This window comes from Paenibacillus rhizovicinus, assembly GCF_010365285.1.
Taxonomy (GTDB): domain Bacteria; phylum Bacillota; class Bacilli; order Paenibacillales; family Paenibacillaceae; genus Paenibacillus_Z; species Paenibacillus_Z rhizovicinus.
On the sequence record NZ_CP048286.1, the window covers coordinates 5,689,149 to 5,709,990 of the forward strand.

At 46.9% G+C, this 20,842-nt stretch carries 22 protein-coding genes, 1 pseudogene, 1 riboswitch and 1 other annotated feature (1 of these 25 running past the window's edge); of the genes and pseudogenes, 16 read left to right on the forward strand and 7 right to left on the reverse strand.

Annotated features, from left to right (window positions below; all coding sequences use genetic code 11):
* Positions 1-30, forward strand: a binding site (T-box leader); it begins 205 nt to the left of the window's first position.
* 54 nt (positions 31-84) lie between these two features.
* From GZH47_RS25305 to GZH47_RS25330, 6 genes are all read left to right on the forward strand, one after another.
* Positions 85-954, forward strand: a complete 870-nt coding sequence (locus GZH47_RS25305) for a GNAT family N-acetyltransferase (RefSeq protein ID WP_162643785.1) — start codon at positions 85-87, stop codon at positions 952-954.
* A gap of 56 nt (positions 955-1,010) precedes the next feature.
* On the forward strand, positions 1,011-1,328 hold the full coding sequence (locus tag GZH47_RS25310) for a hypothetical protein (protein WP_162643786.1): 318 nt from the start codon (positions 1,011-1,013) through the stop codon (positions 1,326-1,328).
* Between the two features lie 382 nt (positions 1,329-1,710).
* Positions 1,711-2,247: a hypothetical protein gene (locus GZH47_RS25315; RefSeq protein WP_162643787.1), complete on the forward strand. Its 537-nt coding sequence runs from the start codon at positions 1,711-1,713 to the stop codon at positions 2,245-2,247.
* A gap of 93 nt (positions 2,248-2,340) precedes the next feature.
* Positions 2,341-2,505, forward strand: a complete 165-nt coding sequence (locus tag GZH47_RS25320) for a hypothetical protein (protein ID WP_162643788.1) — start codon at positions 2,341-2,343, stop codon at positions 2,503-2,505.
* 708 nt (positions 2,506-3,213) lie between these two features.
* Positions 3,214-3,471, forward strand: a complete 258-nt coding sequence (locus GZH47_RS25325; protein ID WP_162643789.1) for a hypothetical protein — start codon at positions 3,214-3,216, stop codon at positions 3,469-3,471.
* A gap of 130 nt (positions 3,472-3,601) precedes the next feature.
* Positions 3,602-4,084 carry a EutP/PduV family microcompartment system protein gene (locus GZH47_RS25330; RefSeq protein WP_162643790.1) on the forward strand — a complete coding sequence of 161 codons (483 nt, stop codon included), beginning with the start codon at positions 3,602-3,604 and terminating at the stop codon, positions 4,082-4,084.
* Positions 4,085-4,092: 8 nt separating this feature from the next.
* Here the strand turns inward: GZH47_RS25330 and GZH47_RS25335 are convergent, their stop codons facing one another.
* Entirely contained in the window at positions 4,093-4,521 is a 429-nt protein-coding gene (locus GZH47_RS25335) for a hypothetical protein (protein WP_225446206.1), read from the reverse strand.
* Between the two features lie 183 nt (positions 4,522-4,704).
* Between GZH47_RS25335 and GZH47_RS25340 the strand changes: the two genes are divergently transcribed.
* From GZH47_RS25340 to GZH47_RS25360, 5 genes are all read left to right on the forward strand, one after another.
* Entirely contained in the window at positions 4,705-5,715 is a 1,011-nt protein-coding gene (locus tag GZH47_RS25340; RefSeq protein ID WP_162643791.1) for a medium chain dehydrogenase/reductase family protein, read from the forward strand.
* A gap of 23 nt (positions 5,716-5,738) precedes the next feature.
* The gene (locus GZH47_RS25345; RefSeq protein WP_162643792.1) at positions 5,739-6,164 is read left to right on the forward strand and encodes a MerR family transcriptional regulator; all 426 of its coding nucleotides are present in this window, start codon (positions 5,739-5,741) and stop codon (positions 6,162-6,164) included.
* Between the two features lie 82 nt (positions 6,165-6,246).
* Positions 6,247-7,086 (forward strand): GNAT family N-acetyltransferase, encoded by an 840-nt coding sequence (locus GZH47_RS25350; RefSeq protein ID WP_162643793.1) that lies wholly within the window; start codon positions 6,247-6,249, stop codon positions 7,084-7,086.
* 210 nt (positions 7,087-7,296) lie between these two features.
* Entirely contained in the window at positions 7,297-7,953 is a 657-nt protein-coding gene (locus GZH47_RS25355) for an HAD family hydrolase (RefSeq protein ID WP_162643794.1), read from the forward strand.
* 251 nt (positions 7,954-8,204) lie between these two features.
* Positions 8,205-8,993 (forward strand): alpha/beta fold hydrolase, encoded by a 789-nt coding sequence (locus GZH47_RS25360; RefSeq protein WP_162643795.1) that lies wholly within the window; start codon positions 8,205-8,207, stop codon positions 8,991-8,993.
* Positions 8,994-9,043: 50 nt separating this feature from the next.
* Here GZH47_RS25360 and GZH47_RS25365 read toward each other — a convergent pair whose 3' ends face one another.
* The 3 genes from GZH47_RS25365 to GZH47_RS25375 form a co-directional block, all read right to left on the reverse strand.
* The gene (locus GZH47_RS25365) at positions 9,044-9,679 is read right to left on the reverse strand and encodes a peptide-methionine (S)-S-oxide reductase MsrA (protein ID WP_225446207.1); all 636 of its coding nucleotides are present in this window, start codon (positions 9,677-9,679) and stop codon (positions 9,044-9,046) included.
* Positions 9,680-9,833: 154 nt separating this feature from the next.
* A complete protein-coding gene (locus GZH47_RS25370) occupies positions 9,834-10,625 on the reverse strand; it encodes an aldo/keto reductase (RefSeq protein WP_162643797.1) in 792 nt (263 codons plus the stop codon).
* A gap of 31 nt (positions 10,626-10,656) precedes the next feature.
* Positions 10,657-11,469, reverse strand: a complete 813-nt coding sequence (locus GZH47_RS25375; RefSeq protein ID WP_162643798.1) for an NAD-dependent epimerase/dehydratase family protein — start codon at positions 11,467-11,469, stop codon at positions 10,657-10,659.
* 648 nt (positions 11,470-12,117) lie between these two features.
* Between GZH47_RS25375 and GZH47_RS25380 the strand changes: the two genes are divergently transcribed.
* Entirely contained in the window at positions 12,118-13,299 is a 1,182-nt protein-coding gene (locus GZH47_RS25380) for a polysaccharide deacetylase family protein (protein ID WP_162643799.1), read from the forward strand.
* A gap of 428 nt (positions 13,300-13,727) precedes the next feature.
* Here GZH47_RS25380 and GZH47_RS25385 read toward each other — a convergent pair whose 3' ends face one another.
* Positions 13,728-14,360, reverse strand: coding sequence for an HNH endonuclease (locus GZH47_RS25385; RefSeq protein WP_162643800.1), 633 nt, complete (start codon positions 14,358-14,360; stop codon positions 13,728-13,730).
* 63 nt (positions 14,361-14,423) lie between these two features.
* Positions 14,424-14,561 (reverse strand): annotated as a pseudogene (locus GZH47_RS25390) (hypothetical protein); the annotation flags it as partial.
* Between the two features lie 122 nt (positions 14,562-14,683).
* Between GZH47_RS25390 and GZH47_RS25395 the strand changes: the two are divergent.
* Entirely contained in the window at positions 14,684-15,142 is a 459-nt protein-coding gene (locus tag GZH47_RS25395) for an FAD-dependent thymidylate synthase (RefSeq protein WP_162643801.1), read from the forward strand.
* Positions 15,143-15,192: 50 nt separating this feature from the next.
* A riboswitch (cobalamin riboswitch) is annotated at positions 15,193-15,398 on the forward strand.
* A 209-nt stretch (positions 15,399-15,607) separates the two neighbouring features.
* Complete coding sequence (locus GZH47_RS25400) at positions 15,608-16,549, forward strand: LysR family transcriptional regulator (RefSeq protein ID WP_162643802.1); 942 nt, start codon at positions 15,608-15,610, stop codon at positions 16,547-16,549.
* Positions 16,550-16,569: 20 nt separating this feature from the next.
* Here GZH47_RS25400 and metE read toward each other — a convergent pair whose 3' ends face one another.
* Positions 16,570-18,840 carry a 5-methyltetrahydropteroyltriglutamate--homocysteine S-methyltransferase gene (gene metE, locus GZH47_RS25405; protein WP_162643803.1) on the reverse strand — a complete coding sequence of 757 codons (2,271 nt, stop codon included), beginning with the start codon at positions 18,838-18,840 and terminating at the stop codon, positions 16,570-16,572.
* A gap of 182 nt (positions 18,841-19,022) precedes the next feature.
* On the opposite strand from metE, the gene GZH47_RS25410 reads away from it, so the two are divergent.
* The gene (locus GZH47_RS25410; RefSeq protein ID WP_162643804.1) at positions 19,023-19,649 is read left to right on the forward strand and encodes a hypothetical protein; all 627 of its coding nucleotides are present in this window, start codon (positions 19,023-19,025) and stop codon (positions 19,647-19,649) included.
* A gap of 640 nt (positions 19,650-20,289) precedes the next feature.
* On the forward strand, positions 20,290-20,685 hold the full coding sequence (locus GZH47_RS25415; protein WP_162643805.1) for a hypothetical protein: 396 nt from the start codon (positions 20,290-20,292) through the stop codon (positions 20,683-20,685).
* Positions 20,686-20,842 lie beyond the last annotated feature (157 nt).

Consider the following 20,842-nt stretch of genomic DNA (forward strand, 5'->3'; position numbering starts at 1 on the left):
GTGGTAACGCGGCGTAACTCCGTCCCTCGTGGGATGGAGTTTTTTTGCGTCTTCATAGATGAAAAATTATTGGAGGGCTGTCAAATGCAGTTTAAGCTGTATACGGATGTGCATGCGTTTTACGATGATACCTATGATGTGCTGATGCGTCATGAAGCGCAGAATTTAATTCCTCTCGGCAATCTCATAATCGGACATGAAGGAAAAGACAAAACAGACTGGCGCGACCCCGTAAATTGGTTCATGGCAACGATCTCGGATGCTAGGGGCATACAACTTACCGCCATCATGACACCGCCGCACAATATGACGCTTTATGCAACGGATAACATCATTAACCCAGAAGCTATAACTTGTCTGATCGATGGGCTTCAAGACCGTGAAATTCCAGGCGTGCTAACCGAAAAAGCCTTGGCGGCGTATTTTGCCAACGCCTATGCCTTGCGCAAGGGAATCACCTTTAAAACAACCATGAGCCAGCGTATCTATGAACTTACGGCAGTAAATCCAGACATTCACAAGGCGGGTACCGTTCGACTGCTAGATGAAAAAGATATTCACTTCTTCCCGTACTGGGCTGAAGCATTTTATGCAGCGGGAAGTTATGGCAGAACAGATATGGCCATCCCGCAAGAGGCGGACCCTTACCTCTACCGAATCGCATCGAAAAAACTTTATATCCTAGAAGACAACGGGATCCCCGTTTCTATGGCGGGATTTACAAGGGAAATGCAGACGGCCATCGGCGTGGCTTTTGTATATACCCCTCCATATGAGCGCAGGAAGGGTTACGCGACTTCAATAGTGGCGCAAATCAGCCAGCTTGCATTGGATAAAGGGTTTACGAAGTGCGTCTTATATACGGACTTGGCGAATCCCACATCGAATAGCATCTATCAAAAGATAGGCTACCGGCCCGTTTGCGATTCGTTGCAGTTAAAATTCGAAGCGTAGCTTCGCCTACGATTGCATCTACGAAAGCATTTTAATATAAGGAGGTCAGCGTGAAGTTGAAGAAGATCATTGTTGGAGGAATCCTGTTATTCAGCGGAGTCATCCTATACTTAGGGGTATTCATCCCGGCTGCTCGTCTTGCATCTACTCTAGGAGGTTGGACGACACCGCCTGGACGACTGGGGACAGCTTTGAATGAAACGGGCGGATCAACCGCGTACCATTCTTCAATCGTTATGATCATTTGCGGTATTTTGTTATTACTCTGGGGCTGCTTCGGCGAAGAGGTTACAGGGTTGATCGTACGTGTCAGAAAGATCAAGAATGAGAATGAGCATGAACCAACGATTAATCAAGACGAACCATTGAACTAAGGGGAACGATCGTTCATTCATAATGCTGTGCAGTCTGAGATGCTGCTGTCGTTGCGCTTACGGGCAGGGCAGTGCAACTTTCCAAGCATTTACAACGTATTGGAGAGTACGATAAGGATTTCTTCCAGGTTAGTGGATGCACTTTGATACGACGGCAGCCGGCCAATGGCTGCCGTTTTCGCTGCTGACAGGCATCGCCACGTTGAGGAGAGATAACGTGAACTATCGAGACTATAAACGATTGAAACAGGGCCCTACAGAGCCTACGCAGACGTCAAGATGGAATATTTTATGTCTGAGCAGAAATTTATACGTAACTAAGGCAGGCGTTTGGGGAATGGAATAATATAGGAGGATTCTGATAGCTTAAAGGAGGTATGTAATGAAGCAGAAAATCGCTATTTTTCTTACGATAGTCGTAGTTATTCTAGGGGTGTTTGCTATTTGGTACACAACGCCAAAGCACTATTCGAGGACAATAAACGGGGTCTATTATCAGTTAGGTACGGAAGGAGTAATCGAGAACATACAAGTACATATTGATGGGAAATTGAAAAAGCACCTAAACGGCAAAAGAACCTTTAGAGGGGTCGTTGATTTTGAAGGGAGTAAGGTCCCGCGAATTCCTAAAGATAGAGAAAAACTACAGTTGATTTACAACGGTCATAATTTCACAACCATTTTCTCCGGTTTTCGAGTCATCGATGATAAAGGTAGAATAGCCTCTGATATGTTAACTTACGGATTGGCATATGTCGATGATAAATTCTCTGAATTCACGATTAACGTTATGGGTGATGACAATCAGTGGAACCCGACAAACGGATACAGGATTACTGCCCCAGCGAAAAACCGGCAGGAAGCAATGAAAATGTCTCAAGAATTAATCGATACATTTAATGAACAAAGTTGGAAATGATTCAACTAACCGGGTGTACATCCTATGAGATCTTATAAAATACTGTAAAGGAAGTAACATGATGAATCTTTGCTGAAGAAGGGAATGTAATGAATGACCGATAAGAAGCTTTTATATCTCTTTAATGTGTTACTGTTGGCGGTTATCCTCTTTTTGATTGTTGCAAGTGTATGGCATACATCGACACCAGTAACAGACTTTTTTTTAGCTTTATTGGCATCACATTTTATTATAGATAGACTTGGCAGTAATAAATAACTGACTGGTGTTCAGCTAACGGCAACGATAGCTCAACAAACTTGGAGCAGTTGCCGCGGCAGCTTGCTCCTTTTTTTCATTGAAGTAACGGGCAGCATTGTTTGAACAATGGTGCGACGTTACCATATAACCTCCGTAATAAATATCGTCCTCATCAAGTGATCTGAGAAGATAAGGAGTCTAGTATGGACGACATAAAAACGATCGTAATCATTATTTTTAGCGTTATTTTATTCTTTGGTTTAGAGCGCATACTTTATCGAGTATCAGGCGGTAACTATGCAACACTGGTATCGTGGTCGATAAAATGCTCCATCTTCTTTTTACTACTTAGCTGTATTGTTTCTATGTATGATGATTATCAAAAGAATAAATCGCTTGATATTTTGACTGGATTGTTCAGTGGCAATACGACTGAATTTTTTCGGGAATATTTATTTGTAGCGGTCAATTTGTTTGTCATAACCATGGAAATCATTATGAAATGGATAAGGATATGGTGGCGAGGTTCCTGCAATTTGACTCTACAGAAAGATGATAAACGAATGATGGCTTACACGATTATCCTCGTTATCATTCCGATCTTGAACATTTTTTATATTGGATCAGTAATATTGAAACTGTAATAAAGCTTAGTTTTTATATTGAACTGACGCGTACAATCGAATTTAAAGCTCAACTTTAAGTCGTAAGATATCGGAGGCGCTTATGGCACAGTTCCAAGTAATCGAAACATTGAAGTCAGAAAATGCTTTTATCATTCAAGGTGTTTTGTTAGAAGGGCAGCTAAACAAAGGAATGGAAATTCATATCCCGCTTAATAATAATTTGGATGTAACTGGTGTAATAACTGAAATCAATGAAACTAATAATCAATATGACATCGTTATTGGATGTTTAGACTTAGAAGAGATAACCCTTTGGGAGATGTTGAACTTGAAAGATAATGTTATACAAATAAAATAACGATGATTGAACTAAAGGGGCAGATTACGCTAATGAATATTCATAAAATCATAGCGTAACAAAGGGATAATCGTAGCTATAGCGAAAGGACAATAGTAAGAAATAGCCAATACAAGGAGATCGAACACGAATGAAAAAGATCCTTATTATTGGAATTGTGGCTAGTGGTAAAACGACATTGGCTAGAAGCTTATCAAGGAAAATTAGTGTTCCTTGGTATGAACTTGACACCATAGTCTATCATAAAACACTTACGGGACGTTACAAACGTTCACCAGAAGAACAAATTGAAGTTATAAAAGAGATCGATACTAAAGGTACATGGATATTCGAAGGAACAGATAGAGATTCCTATCAATGTTTGTATCAAATGGCAGATACAATCATTTTTGTTGATACTCCATTATGGAAGCGAAAGATTAGAATTCTAACAAGATTTGTAAAACAAAAGGTTGGAATTGAAAAGTCTCATTATAAGCCTGATTTCAAGATGTTGAAAATGATGTACAAATGGACAAGGGATTTTGAACAAAGTAGAGACAGTTTTGAAAACAAGTTGAAAATTTATAATGAGAAAGTAATCAGGTTAAGAGATAGTAACAAACTGGATTAACGGGAGCCTTAGTGTCCGCCGGCAGATGATTCGCGAATCATGCTGATCAGTGCACTCAGGTCTTCTTCCACCGAAAACTCGCGGATGATCGTTGTCGGCAATCCACCTTCCATGCGCCAGACGAAGTTGTACAGCACGGGCGTTCCTTCCTTGGTTCGACGCAGAACGACCGATCCGTGATTATCATACACGGTCGTGGCCATGTACTTCACATCTTCAGTCGTTCCGAGCGTCGTCCCTCCCCCATCCTTCAAGCGGCGGAAAGTTTCCATGAACTGTTCCTTGGTAATCGAGACGGTTTGCCCGATCTTGTCAGTCCGAATGTTAACGAAATCAGGGGCATAGACGGCATCCAGCCTATCCAAATCCAATAGAGTCCCCGCTTGAAAATAGCCTTCCATCGCTTCGATTAATGATTTGTTCTCCATGCTCTCCATATGGATCTCTCCTTGAGTTCGATTCGATTAATAACAGCTTAGAACGTTTTTGTGAACGGAAGATGAATGGAAAACAAAGAAGGTGATTTTAGGGGCAGGAAATTATTAGGCGTTCTCCCTTGACTTAAAGTTAACTTTAAACGTTACAATGAGAAGTATCACTCGATCAGGGGAGAGATGCTTATGTTTCGTTCGCATTGGGTTGTCAACCAGTTCGGAGGTCCGGACGCGATGGAATGGGTAAGGGAGCCGCTTCGCTCTCCGTTCGCGGGAGAGGTACGGATCAAGATTCAAGCTGCCGGTGTTGCACTCGGCGATGTCTTGAGACGGGCGGGGAAATATCCGGCATCCTTAACGCTTCCCTATACGCCAGGATACGATGCTGTAGGAGTCGTCGAGGAAGCAGGAGCTGTAATGAAGCACTTTCATCCGGGGCAACAGGTGGGAGTCTTCTTTAACGGCGCCGGCGGTTATTCCACGCATGTCTATGCCAAAGCAGACGAGGTGTTTCCGATTCCGGAAGCTGTAGATCCCTTGCTTGCGGCAGCGGTCATTCTGAATTACGTTTCCGCCTATCAAATGCTTCACCGTCTAGCATGCGCAACCAAAGGCGAGCGAATATTGATTCACGGTGCAAGCGGCGGCGTTGGCACGGCGCTGTTGGAACTTGGCAAGCTTGCCGGACTGCAGATGTACGGCACTGCCTCCGAAGTCAAGCATGCGGTTGTCACGTCGTATGGAGCCATCCCCATCGATTATCGCAGTCAGGACTTTGTTAACGTACTCCGGGAACAAGTGCCAGAGGGCATGGACATCGTGCTCGATCCGATCGGCGGCGACAACTATCGCAGATCCATGCAAACCTTAAGCGTCAAAGGACGGTTCATCGGTTACGGTTATACCTCCATCCTTCAGGCGGGCGAGTCGGAAGACTGGGCATCCGCATGGAAGCGGCTGGCAGAACAGCAGGCTACCGAGAACGGAAACCCCATATCGCTTTACAGTATTACGGGTATGAAGCAGGAACAGCCCGATTGGTTTCGGGAGGACGTGGCGGCAGTGCTTGATCTGTTAGCGCGAGGTGAAATTAAGCCACTCGTTTCCCGCATTCTTCCGTTAGAGGATGCAATCCAGGCGCACGAAATGTTGGAGACATCCAGGAACGCAGGTAAGATTGTATTGGTCCATGCATGAACGCATAGAAAGGGTGCATCTAGATGTACGCAATCGGCGAAGTATCCCGAATGACTGGCATCCCCGCCTCAACGCTGCGTTATTACGAATCGATCAGCCTTCTGCCCGTACCGCAGCGAGCGGACGGAAGCCAGGCAAGACGTTATACGGATTCGGATTTGAAAATGATCGCCTTTATCGACGGACTGAAAAAAACCGGTATGAGGCTCGAGGATATCGTCCTGTTCGCGCAGGATGGCTGTCTTTTGTTACGGGAGGAACAGCCTGATACTTTAACCGCTCAAATTTTAAACAAACGCGTAGATCTACTGACGAATCATATCAACCAATTGCAAGAGCAAATCGCGCATCTGCAAGCCGTACAGCGCATCGCAGCCGAACGGAGAGCCATTTATGCCGATAGACTTCCTTCCCCTTACTGCACCGGCCCAACCAATGTGAATAACTGAAAACCGGGCAACGGACAGTATTTCGAAAAGAAGCAAAGCCTTTTTGTATGCGTCACTTTAACCATAACGGAGGAGTGCCTGAATGTCATTTATTCGCATTGAAAGCGATCAGTATCATGTTGTTAAGGGGTTATTATCTGGGGCGGAATCGGTGTTTACGCCTTATCCACTCTCGATTTTAGAAGGAACGATTGATGGAATCGTCTATGTAGATAACCAAGATGATCCTCGGTGTGCCGCTGTTATGTCCAATGATTTTATTGGGGGACGTTTGATTGGTTATGCTGTAGATAAGGCGTTTAATGAAGGCTTTATTTCTATGATGAAAGATCATTTTTTCGTAAATGGTTCTGCCAGTGACTTTAGATTATTCTGGTCAACCGCCTCCGAATCATGGAATGAAATCATTTTTCGTGTATTCGGTTACAAGGTTTTTTGTATTAGCAGGACACAATTTGAATTTGACCGTCAGGTTTTCGAAAGTCTAGGACCAGTCGAAAATTACGAAGGTATGTTTAGAATGGATGCAGCGATGCTTCAGGCGTATGAACCATTACGTAGAGAGATAGAAAGTCTATGGGGAAGTATAGAAAAATATCTACAGCATGATGTTGGATGGGTCGCTTTCTCGTCAGATGAACAAGGGATAGGACTGTGTCATGCTGCATTTATTGGAGGCGGATTGGCGGAGCTCTCCATCCATGTGAATAAATCAGCAAGAGGTCAGGGGTTCGGCTTTCAACTTGCGAGAAATTTCATTGGGGATTGTTTGAATCGAGGTGTAATACCGAATTGGACTTGCGATACTCAGAACGTGGCTTCATTTCGAATGGCACAAAAATTAGGATTTAAAGAGAATAAAAAGTACAATTTGTTCTCTTCGATGTATACCCCACTATTGCATGAACCGAGCAGGACATGAATCTTTATTAAACCTCAGGCGTTCCCCTTGTTTTCAAAGCTATTCCCCTCCCGGATTGTCATCTAAATCGGCTGGGGAGGTAGCCCCAAGAAGCTTGCCGCGCAACGAAGGGGATTTATTGAAGCCGGTATTGAGATATTCCATTACCCAATTACATAGTTTGACTGAAATATATGACCATCTATCATAGGGTGAGGTGCGAATCCAAGAATGAAAGCAGTCATATTTGATATGGATGGTGTAATTATTGATAGTGAGCCCATCCATTTCTACGTTGACAAACTCGTATTAAGTAAGATTGTCGGTATGGAAGTTACAGGTGAGTATCTGGAGAAATATGTAGGAATGACCAATCCTGAAATGTGGAAAGCAATTATTCAAGAATACAGACTTCAACAAACTGTTGATGAACTGATTGAACATCAATTATCTTCAAAACTCAAAATCTTGAATGAGACACCTATACAACCAATTAGCGGAATCCTTGAATTATTACAAAACTTATCTGACAACCATATTCCTCTCGGAATCGCTTCGTCATCACCGAGACGATTTATTGAAGGTGTACTGACAAAATTTGATATACGAAAACTCTTTAACACCGTCGTAAGTGGTGAAGAAGTTGAGAATGGGAAACCAGCTCCAGATGTATACATCGAGGCAGCAAGAATTTTAGGGATCCCGCCAGAGAAATGCACTGTCATTGAAGATTCACGCAATGGTGTTTTAGCATCCAAACGTGCAGGCATGAGGTGTATTGGGTATCAGAACTTGAATTCAGGAAACCAAGATTTATCTTCTTCTGACCACATAGTTGGGTCTATAACAGAGATTACCATTGAAATGCTTATAGGAACCTTGAAATAACGAATTGCAAAAACCATTGATTTTGCCCCCGAATACGAAATTCCCAGCTGTTCACTCATTTCTTTTTGGGACATTCCCTTTCAACATGGAGAGTTCTAAGGCTACCTTGTAACTTATCCGGAAGTTGTTGGATAACCGATTCGAAGCAGCCATGCTTCCCCTTCCAGGAGACTTGCCATCTGCTATTATGGCACCTCTGGGCGCATAGGAGAGTATCCTAGTGTGATACTACTTGCGAAGGAGATACGAATATGGGATTTTTCGTAAAAGCAGAGAAGAACGTGAACATATACGTAGAGGACATTAACCCAGAAGGCAAGAAGACGATTCTGTTCATTCACGGCTGGCCGCTGAACCATAATCAGTACGAATACCAATACAATGTGCTTCCTGGCGTTGGCTTTCGGTGCGTTGGCCTTGATTGGCGGGGGTTCGGCGAGTCGGACCGGCCTTATCAAGGTTATCATTATGATCGGTTGGCAGATGATGTCCGGGCGGTCGTGGATGCACTGCAGTTGAAGGATGTGATCCTCGTCGGGCACTCCACGGGAGGCGCAATCGCCATTCGGTACATGTCGCGGCACCAAGGCCATGGCGTAAGCAAGCTCGTGCTCATCGACGCCGCTGCTCCGGATAGCGTTCCGAAAGAAGTGGCGAATACGTTCATAACCGATACGCTGAACGATCGTCCGAAGATGCTCCGTGACGTTACGGATATGTTCTTCTTCCAATATCAGTCTGGACCGATGACGGAATGGTTCTCCCAGCTCGGCCTTGTGGCAGCGGGCTACTCGACGGCAGCGATCATGGCGATGCTGCGGGATGAGAACGTACGGAACGATCTCAATAAGATCCACGTACCGACGCTTATCGTTCACGGCATTCATGATAAAGTGGTACCGTTCAGCCAAGCGGAGGAAACACATAAGCTGATCCCCAATTCGCAGCTCGTACCATTCGAGTATAGCGGACATGGTACTTTCATAGAGGAGCATGACAAGCTAAACCAACTGCTGATTCAGTTTATTGGTGAGCAGTAAATGGGCTCTTTTTGGTGCAAGGCGCCAAATTGAAAAGAAATTCCGCTCCATTACCATTTGATTCGTTGAATTAGATGGAGCAAGTTTCCCTGTTCCTCCTCGCTGATCGGCCATGTACGGATTTCGTCTAGGATCGCACGCAGATTGGTATACCCTTTGGCCAAACCGTTCAGCCTTGCTGCCAAGGTTGCATTCGTCAGCTCTTGCGGGGACGGAAAAAGCTTGCTCAGCTCTTCGATTGCACTAGGATAGCGTTTCAAATAATATTTCTGATGTCGATCCTCGGCAAGGTAGAAACGGTTAAAGGGAGCGACCTCGGTGTCAGGCTTTCCTTTTCCTTGTTCTTCCCGTGTTTGCATGACGTTCTGGATTGCGTTTAGCTGAGTTTGGCCGCGATACAACACCAAGGATTGATACTGACGGCCTTTATAATCGTTAATATTGAAAGGATTGTGGTTGCTCCAAAATACATCCAGAACGTTCTCCAATGAAAGAATCCGTGGATCATAATCGATTTCGACCGTTTCCGTATGATCTCCAAGCTGCCGGTAAGTAGGTTGATCCAGGGTTCCTCCGGCATAGCCAACGCGGGTTCTTATGATTCCTCTCAGTTGTCCGAACAAAGCGTCAGGACTCCAAAAACAGCCCATGCCAAGCGTCACCGTGCTCATATTATTGTCATTCATCACGCCACCTCCGTTAACCGACTGGTTTTGTAATTTGAAACACAGCACGAATCCAATTCAATCATACAAAATTGTCCCCGGCAAAGAAAAGAGAGGGGGCTGTCACCTCTCTCAGTAAATGGCTGCTATCCTCGATCCTCGGCCGAATTCTGCCTCAACGCGCAAGCCATTCCTGCAGCTGCACGATCTCCGCTTCGGTCAGCGGTCCTTCGCCGACGGCACGGAGATTGGAGTGAACCCACTCCGCCTTGCGCATGGAAACAACGACATGGTCGACCAGCGGCTCCGCGGCGACCCAGCGGAGCAGGATGGCGGCAGCGGTGTTCTTGTCCGCTCCGATCTCATCCAGCTTCCAGCCGCGTACGAACGGGGATAAAGCGATTGCATCCATCCCCAGCGATTTCGCCGCTTCAAACATCTCCTTGGCTTCCCGATGGAACGCATTGTACGGCGCTAATACGGCGGATATCGGATGAACGGCCGGCAGCTGCCGCAAATGCCCGAGCTGCGCCATCCCGAGCGCTACCTGTTTCACCTTGCCCGCTTGCACCCAGTCCTGCGCGAGCGCCAATTCTTCCCGGAGTTTCGCGGTATCGTCGTGGGCGTGAATCACCAGGAGATCGATCGCGTCCGTCTGCAGTTCTTCCAGCATAAGGTCGAGATGCTGCGGCTCGTACGGCGTATAGTCGACCAGCTCGTGTTCCCGGCCGGGGTGCTTGAAGAAATTCCATGCCATGATCCGTGCTTCGTCCTGCCGGCCTAGCCGTTTCAGCACATGCCCGAGCGCGACGCGTTCCTGATAGTAAGTCGTGTCGATTAAGTCGATGCCGTTATCTAGACAAGCGGCGACGATCGCGCACTGCTCTTCGAACGACGCATGGGGATCGTTTCCGAGCTCCTCGATGAATGAATGTCCGCCTAAGCCCAGCTTTGATTCCTTGTTCATGGCTGCTTGGCTCCTCTCTTCGCTTGATGCGCTACGCTTGCTCGACGATCGTTCCGTCCTGCGTGAATTCCTGGATGAAGGTGCCGAAATGATAACGCGGTTCATATCCGAGCTCCGCGCGTTCCCGCGATAAGTCCATCGTTTCGAGCCGAAGAGGCAGCTCTAGGCGATAGGCTTCGATGAGTCGTTTCGCGCCGGGGTACAGCCGTTCCCACGCGTCGGCGGGAGAGGCCGAGTAGGCAAGCTTGTCGGCTTCGGTGAACGCGTCATCCCGCACGATATGATACGTGCCGTACGTCTGCGGGCATACGACGGCGGACGCCACGGCCTGAATTACGTCTCGGCGGTCGACCCCGCCGTGAAGCAGCCTTTCGCCATAGTGGCGCGCGTTCGTATAAGGCGTAAAATCTGCCGGGCGCAGCAGGATGACCTCGATGCCGTGCTGATCGTGGTAATATCGGCACAGCTGCTCGCCGATTTTCTTCGTGTATGCATAGAAGTCCGAACCGTAGAACGACATGCTCGACAGCCACACCACGCGGCGCACCCGATTGTTGACCGCGGATTGGAACATGTTGAAGGTCCCCGTAATATTAAGTTCGTAGAAATCGCGCTCGGAGCGCTGTCCCATATGGATGCCGTGCCACGCCGGCGTATGGATGATGACATCCACGCCTTCAGCCGCTTGATTCAAAGCGCCAGGCTCGCGGACATCCGCCAAGTAGAACGGCAGCGTCGTATCCATCGCGGCGATATCTGACAAACGGATCTCGTGCTGCGCGCGCAGCGCTTCGGCCGCGCCGGAGCCCACGCTCCCGGTTGCGCCGGTAATCAATAGCTTCATCTGCTTGTCCCCTCTCCATGATGGTCTCGTCTTCAGTATACCAGCGCGCGCCGGAGCCTGATAAGAACTGAAAAAATGATTACTCAGTAACCTTGAAGTAAGTACAGGCATCCACCAACGGTTGACCTGATCGGTTTGTATGGCCGGAAATTCCCTTCAATGCGGAGTAATAGCAGTCTTGAAGCATGGTCTAACCGATTTATGAATTATTTAATAGAATCTTAATACAAAAATGAGATTTTTGAATTAAATTAAACAATGAATTTAGTGCATACTATGCCGATCAAAGGATGGGGCGAGCAAAGTATCGAGAGGATTCGCAGTCGGTTTCGGGCTTGAGATTCGTTTACTTAAAGACGTTACTAGGACTAAGTGTTTTGGGGTTTATTTATCCTAAGTTTTTTTGTGATTTATGTTTTATATGAAATGAACAGAAAGTTGAGGTTGAAAAGAAGCAGGAGAAAGATCATGTACAAGGGGGACGTCATGACCTTAACCGCGAACGGTGTCCAAGCTCCATTGATGCACGTTCGATATGACAGAATTCGACGACCGGCAACATCCGATAAAGTTCCCTCGTCCATAAAGTGATGATTGGCTGTCGACGGACGGTTTCAACATCGCTACTTTTATTATGGGAGTTGTGCAATGTCATTAAAATCTAGAATTTATCTGCTGTCTTCGTTATTGCTTGGACTCACCGTACTTTGCGGCATGCTGACCATCCAGGCTTATCACAGCCGTTTGCCTCTTATCGGACGATTATACGGTGAGGGGAGCGCGTCGATTGCCGTTAATTCGGAGACAGCTGCGCCGCTGTTCAGCGGGCTGCGTCCCGGCCCCGACGAACCCCACGCCACCTACTATAAGAATCGCGTGCTTGTGCTGATGTATCACGAAGTCGAACAAGTACCGCACGATATCGGCGCGTTATCCGCTGCTAAATTCGAGCGCCAGCTCGAATTAATGAAAGCCAACAATTTTCATTGGATCACGATGGATCAGTATCGCGATTTCATCCTGCGCGGAGCCCCTGTTCCGAATAACGCGGTATTGCTGACATTCGATGATGGCTATGCGTCTTTTTACCAGTACGCGTATCCGATTTTGAGCAAATACGAGGCGCCGGCGACCAGTTTTCTGAACGTCTGCACGGTGGGTAACCCGAAGGAAGCCGGGGTTCCCAAGTTGAATTGGAGCCAGGTGAAAGAGATGAGCCGGAACGGGATTTCATTCTACAGCCATTCGTTCGATTCTCATCGGTACGCGCCTACGGATGCGAAAGGCAAGCACATGATTGCCGCATTGACCGGACGCATTTACTTGAAAGAGCTAGGCAGACGGGAGACGGAAAGCGAATACGAACGGCGAGTGAAAGCCGATTTGGAGCAAGCGAATGTTATTCTGGAACGGGAACTTGGCTCTCCGAATCATGTGTTAGCTTTCCCATACGGGGCATTCTCCAAGTCGCTGCTGCATATTTCCGCGCAGCTTGGCATCGACGTGACGCTGACGGTTAAGGACGGACTCGACAGTACTGGCCAGAACAACGGCTTCCGCCTCAATGCCGGCGGCAAGCAAGATAATCCGGAACTATTGCTGGCGTTGATGAAGCATGCGCCGCAACGACTGGGACACGCCCACTTCGACCGCGCGCCCGAACGAAAGCGGGAGGCCCTGTGGACGTTGGCGGGAATGGCCATCGTCGCCGCGTTGTTAGCGCAGTCTGCAGGCAAGCTCATACTGGAAAAGCGGCGAACGGAATCGCCTTCTCAAGATTCGGGGAGCGAGCCCCCAAAAGCGCCTACGTCTAAAGAAAGCACAGGGTAAAACAGCGATGATCGAATTTTAAACGATACGGGTGCAACAGACCATCAAATAACTCTTAAGTTTCATTTGAGTTAGCGTGGACTAACCTAACGGAAAACATGAAGAAGTGACATTAAAACTTACACTTTATGGATGGTTTAAGTTTGAAATATAATAGCCAAAGGTTCCGATGCTTGCTATTCTCAGGAGCAGAGCGCCATTCATTGGAACCAGGCAGAGAAGATTCATTCCAACTATCCATAATATGATCCGAGCCAATTACATACTTCCCTCTTATGTTACGAATATGTCGCATCCACATATTCTCTCATAGTTTCCTATGAGGACAGACTATATCATCATCCACAAGGGATGCCGAGCGCTTCGAGATCGCTTAATCCCTACTCCCTTACGGGATAGTCGTTGCACCTTTCTAAACTATACTTATATTAGTTTAGACTTGGCTCAGGATTATCATAGCCTTTAATTGGCCTTAGGCGTTTCCTGAATTCACACGCGTCCACACGGTCATTGCTAACCGAGGGGGCTAACTTGTAACTTTGATTTTCATGGTCAAATGTAATTAGTCCTAAATGGTATAGTTGGAACGCAACCTCTTCTAGGCTATTATGTATATCTCTGTGATGAGACATAGAAGAACATAGAAAAAGATTGCTCAGATCATTGTTGAGTTTATTTCCGTCGATATGGTGAATAAGTTCTTTTTCACCTAATGGTCGCTCAATATTATCCTGTACGACTTTGCGATGCATTAGGACATATCCATCTTTTCTACCGTATTTAACAGAATCACCTGCCAAATAAATTTCATAGTATCCATGATGATTTTGATATATTGAACCTAATTGACGCTCATCTTGAGGCTTTCTGTGACCTGAGTTCCAAGACGGTTTGCCTATTTTATTCTTGCCGTTTCTCTTGTTGCTGCAAGCCCTACAAGGATGTTCCTCTTTTTCTAAAATGGCTGTGTTGCGTTGCGTCTCTCTGATTTCACCGCAATCTTCACACTTTAGCACGATTTTACCTTTTTTAGATCCAATAGAATAAATAATTTTGACCACTCCTATATTGTATTGTTGTATTCCAATATAAATTATATCATATAGCCACGAAAAAATTTACCATTGCCTTGCAACCATGAGAGGTGCATACACTTCAAATTGCAGAAATGCATGTCTGAAAGGTGAGGTATGGCCTTCACGAGCAAAGAACTTAATGAGTCTAATATCTTTAGCCCCTCTTTTCTGTTTTAATGGCTGCAAGTGATGATATTGTCTAAAACCAGTTGTGACCAACTTTCGAGGTGATTTATGCGGTCATTTTCCCTAAATTCACGCTCATATAATTCCTGAACCTTACTCCTTCAGATGCGGTGACTTGCCCTATGTATGATGCATTGCTCAGTTTGGATGCTTGGAACGAATCGAGTCGTCGATACATAACCGAAGAACCGGCTTTTTATACGCCGAAGGCGGATGAATGGAGATCCAAGCCTGAGAACTCCAAACAAGGCAGCGGCGACATTATTTCTTGGGAGCTTGGCGAGAAACATACGCAGGCGTTGTTGTCCTACATCGAACTAGGGATGACAAAGTATGATCAAGCTTTGAAAGATGGAATATGTGCGGAGCAAGCACGATTGTTCCTGCCGGCCTATGGCATGTATGTTCGTTGGTATTGGACGGCATCCTTTCAATCGGTTGCTCACTTCTTGGCGCAACGATTAGAGCATGACGCGCAGAAAGAAATCCAGGATTATGCAAAGGCTGTCTTAGAGCTCATAAAATCCATTTATCCTGTTTCATTAGAGGAATTGGTTTATAAAGAAAATGGAATCGTGTGATAACCGTCCAGGTATGTTATCTTAATAGATGAATATCCTTTACCGGCCCAATCGCATAATCGAGAACAGGTGTCTGATCGGCGAGCATGCTTGTCGTTCCGACTTAAAAGGGAAGTTCGGTGCAATGCCGACGCGGTCCCGCCACTGTAACGGAGGAGCAGGCAGCTCATCCGGCCACTGATCAGCATGGATCGGGAAGGCCGCTGCCGAGTGACGATTCCGGAGCCAGGAGACCTGCCCGTTCTGACAGCACTGCTTTACCTACGGGAGATAGGGAGGTGTTAGATGAACCGTCATGATGTACGCATATGAAGGCGTCTTTCCCTATTGCAGCGGGAGGACGCTTTTTATTGTTGTCGGCAGATGCAGGGAATTTCCTGGCGCTTTGCCGAATCAAAGCATACGAGTAACGAAGACATGTTTTATTGAAGAGGCGATAAAATCCGAAGCAAAAGGGGAAACTCAATGACCTTGCAGCAATTGAAATATATTCTGACCATCGTTAGCTGCGGCTCTATCAGCGAAGCGGCCAAGCGGTTGTTTATTTCGCAGCCGAGCTTGTCCAACGCGGTGAAAGAGATCGAGGCGGAATCCGGTATCGAGATCTTCCTACGATCGTCCAAGGGAATCGTGCTATCCGGCGACGGAGCGGAGTTTCTATCCTACGCCAGGCAAGTCGTGGAGCAAGCCGAGCTTCTCGAACAGCGGTACATGAATCGTAAGCCTTCGAAGAAGTTGTTCTCGATCTCCACGCAGCATTACGCCTTCTCCGTGCAGGCTTTCGTCGGACTGCTGAAGGAGCTTGACGTGGACGAGTACGAGTGTACGCTGCGCGAAACGCGAACCCATGAAATTATCGAAGACGTGCGGAATATGAAAAGCGAGCTCGGAATCATCTATATGAGCGAATTCAACCGAAAAGTCATTCAGAAGCTATTAAAAGACAACGAGCTTCGCTTTCATGCGTTGTTCCAAGCGGAAGCGCACGTATTCATTAGCGAAGAGCATCCGCTTGCTTCCAAGTCGTTGCTGGACATCGAGGATTTGGATGATTTCCCGTGCTTGGCTTTCGAGCAAGGCGAATATAATTCCTTCTACTTCGCGGAGGAGATACTCAGCACGCGAACGTACAAGAAGAAAATACTGGTCAGCGACCGCGCCACGTTATTCAACCTGCTGATCGGGCTTAACGGCTATACGATCAGCTCGGGCGTACTGAACAAGGATCTGAACGGGGAGCAAATCAAATCGGTGCGGCTTCGTACGGATGAGAACATTCAGGTAGGTTACATCGTGAATCAGAAGGCGAGCTTGAGCCAGCTGGCTGCCGCCTATGTGACGAAGCTCAAAACCGTCATTACGGATTTCGGCTATCCGATCATAAATCAAGAGGATGGGCTCGACTGAGCCCATCCTCTTGTACGTCATTACAGCGTTGCCCGTACTTCCTTGGCTGCTTGGACAAGGTTCTTCAAGCTGGCCCACGTTTCCGTGACGCCGCGCGTTTTAAGTCCGCAGTCCGGGTTAACCCATAGCTTGGAGACGTCGATCTTGCCCAGCATGCGGTCAAGTCCTTGTTTGAGCTCGTCGACGCTAGGGATCCGAGGCGAATGGATGTCGTAGACGCCGGGGCCGACTTCAGTACGGAAGCCGCATTCGTTAATGGCATCGATGATGGCCAGATCCGAGCGCGACGCTTCGAACGTGATGACATCGGCGTCCATCGCATCGATATCGCGAATGATGTCGCTGAACTGGCTGTAGCACATATGGGTATGAATTTGCGTTTCGGCTTTCACGCCGCTGTGCACGAGTCTGAAGGCAGGAATCGCCCAGCTCAAGTATTCGCTCTGCCAGTCCGAATGACGTAATGGAAGCTTCTCGCGCAATGCGGCTTCGTCGATCTGAATCATTTCGATGCCGTTGGCTTCGAGATCGAGTACTTCGTCGCGAATCGCAAGACAGATCTGCAGCGCGCTTTCCTTCAGGGTGATATCTTCGCGAGGGAACGACCAGTTGAGGATCGTGACCGGACCCGTCAGCATGCCTTTGACCAGCTTGTTAGTACGGCTCTTCGCGAACGCTGAATATTCAACGGTCATCGGCTTGCTGCGGCTAATGTCGCCCCATACGACCGGCGGTTTTACGCAGCGCGTTCCGTAAGACTGCACCCAGGCGTTCTCCGTGAAGATGAAGCCGTCCAAGCATTCGCCGAAGTATTCGACCATGTCGTTGCGTTCGTATTCACCGTGGACAATGACGTCAAGTCCGATTTCTTCCTGCTGCGCAATGCATTCTGCGATGCGGTCAAAGTTGAACTGCTTGTACTGTTCCTCGGTGATGCTGCCTTTCTTAAAGGCTGCGCGGTTTGCGCGGACTTCAGCCGTTTGCGGGAACGAGCCGATCGTCGTCGTAGGCAAGAGCGGCAGATTGAACTTGGCCTTCTGAATGGTTTCCCGTTCGGCGAAGGCAGGCAATCTCGTGAAGTCGGCATCCGTCAAACCGGCTACTCGCTTCTGAACCGAGTTGTCGTTCGCAAGGCGCGATACGCTGAACAGCTTCTCGTTCTCCGTATAGAGCGCGAAGGCTTCCGGGTTCGATTGCTCCAAGATCGACTTCAGATCCGCAAGCTCGCGCAGCTTCTCTTCGGCGAACGCGAAATATTGCTTATTCGCGGCCGTCAGCTTCGTTTCGTGCCTCATCGTGTAGGGAACATGAAGCAGCGAGCAGGAAGCGCCGATTACGATTTGGCTGGCATGCTTGCTGATTTCGCGAACGAGGGCAATCGTCTGCTTATACTGGTTCTTCCAGATGTTCTTGCCGTTGAGGACGCCGGCGAACAGCACCTTGTCACTTGCGAAGCCATGCTTGCGCACGAGTTCCAAAGACTGCTTGCCTTCGACGAAGTCGATGCCGATGCCGTCGAACGGAAGCGCTTGAAGGGCTTGATAGCAGTCGCGAACGTCTCCGAAATACGTCTGCGCGATAACTTTAACGCTGCCTTTGGCGGAAAGGATGCCGTTATAAAGCTCGTTGAAAAGCGCGATATCTTCTGCTGTCACATCGGTTACCAATGCAGGCTCATCCAGTTGAAGCCATGCTGCGCCGAGCGTATTCAATTGGTTCAGGACGGCCGTGTACGCTTCGATGATCGCAGGAACATAGTCTTTGGCTTGCTTGGAGCCGGTGAATCTCGCCAGCTTCAGCAAGGTGAATGCGCCGATTAGCACAGGCTTGGTTGCGATGCCGAGCTGCTTGGCTTCCGTGAATTCGTCGAACAGCTTCGAACCGGACAAACGGATGCCGGTCGTATCGTCGATTTCGGGCACCATGTAGTGATAGTTCGTGTTGAACCATTTTTTCATCGCCAGCGCTTTTACGTCGCCCTTGTCGCCCTGATAGCCTCTCGCCATTGCGAAATAGGTCTCCAGCGGATTTAGGCCAAGCGCTTGGTAGCGTTGCGGAACGATTCCGAGCAAGCACGCCGTGTCGAGCAGTCCGTCGTAGAAGGAAAAATCGTTGGACGGAATGAAGTCGATGCCGTTCTCCTGCTGAAGCTTCCAGTTTGCGGATCTAAGCCGAGCGGCTGTTTGCTGCAGCTCTTCGATCGACAGCGTGCCTTTAAAATATTTTTCGGATGCGAATTTCAGTTCTCTAAGGGCGCCGACGCGCGGATAACCAATGATGGACGTTTTCAATAGTAACAGCTCCTTACGAATATGTTGGATTCATTATAGATCGTGGAAGCTGCTATCAAAAAATACTTAAAAACTATCTTTGGGTATAGTCTGATGCTATGGGATTGACATTAGCGGCGTATCTATCCAAGACGGTTGAAGTAATCCTATAATATGGATAAGAATCATTCGTGGAGGTTCATATGAAAATCCTAATCATCCAACCAAAACTTGAGCAGAACATTACGCAACTTGAATACGAGCTTAGAACGAATCCTACTGCCGATGCGGTGTTGTTCCCGGAAGGTTATTTAAATGAAAACGTGGAACAAGCATGTGCGTTAGCAAAGTACCATAACAAGATACTTATCGGAGGGTATAGAAGGTTAAATGAAAGTCCGAAAGATAGGGCAATCCTTATTGACCGTTCAGGCGAAGTCGTTCTAGACCGAATTAAGTACAGCCAGACGACCTTTAAGTCCATAGAGGGATTGAAGATCGGACACATGCTTTGCGATGAGTTGGTCTTACAAGGTGTAAAGAACGAAGACACCAGTGGAATTGACGTGATTGTGCATCCGATCGGTGTGGGAATGTTCAGCGAAGAACAATTCGATGAATGGATTAATGAAGCAAGAAAGATAGCTGTTGCCTATAAGGCAATGATTATTGGAGCAAGTCACGCTGACGGCTCATTTAGAGGCAGTGGGGTATCCATACCGATTGCCTACTGTTTCGACCCATCTGGAAACGCGATTTTTATTTCGAAGAACGACGTGCGAACCCGTATGTTGAATAGTGCAGCTAAAACCGTTTCTTTCGTCGACTAGTCCATCGATAAGCTGAAGTTCACGGTTGTAGAAAATAATGTATTAGACTGGGAGCATATAGGCATTGAGCATTGTCAGCGAGTACTATGAATGTTAGGCCTGCTCGTCGCTTCGGCAATACGTTAGAATGAACTCACTCGTAAAGAGAAGTTCAACACTAATAAAGCCGTTCGGAGGTCTAGCACATGTCGAAGGATGCTGAACGTACCATACTGGATATCCTTTATTTTCTGTCTGCATTGTGGCTGCTGTTAACAGTTCTAGGGCATTACAGCTTTATTGTTCTTGTTATTCCCGTGTTTTTAGTTTTTTGTTTATCCTTTCCGTGGATACTTGCAATCATGGGTGCGTATTTCATTATATTCGCTGAACATTTTAAGACGGAGACGCGCATCGTCTTTATCCCTTTCCTGCTTCCAATTCTTTATGCTTTCGTAGGGATACATCTATAAGAGAAGATCCCGTAATTGAGCTAAACGCGGAACTATACGACTACGACACCAGGCTGCAGGCATGAACTGCAGCCTTTGTTCAATGTAACGGGGCAGATTGGTTTCCGATCCCGACCTGCCGCAACCTTCCAACTGTTGGAAACGTAAATTAAGGTGTGAGCAGATAGAGAATTGATAGAGGTGATTGCTTGGCTAACAAGAGGAGATGGAGCATTGCGGCCGCGGGTGTATTAGTAATCGTTTTATTTGCTTCGATATATTACTACGTTGAACGAGGCAACAACTCTTATACAAGCATTACAATGTTTATGAATGTTGAGAAGAAAGAATATGATATTGAACCAGGACGATACTTGAAAATGTGGGTCACTGGTTCAAACTCAAGTGACAGCAGTCAAAGCAAATTAAAGTATAAAGTCATGATAAAGGACTCAATGGTCTATAACCTTCTGGAGGAAGGTAAGGAATATTTCGTTTCGCTTGAAGGAATAAAAAAGAAAAATCAATCCGAGTATACGTACACCTTTAATCAGGTGGGTCATCCAGGCGGGACACAGCTAAGTGGCGAAGGGAAAATGGAATGATATTATTCGTGAGCTGGAGAATTGGAGGGGAGTATTGATGTCGAGAATTAATGTTTTCTTTACTCTATATACGCTTTAATTTTAGGCGCTATTTCAATATATACACATGAAATCGTTGCTTTTGTTCTGCTTGGCTTAATTTTATTTGCTCTTAATA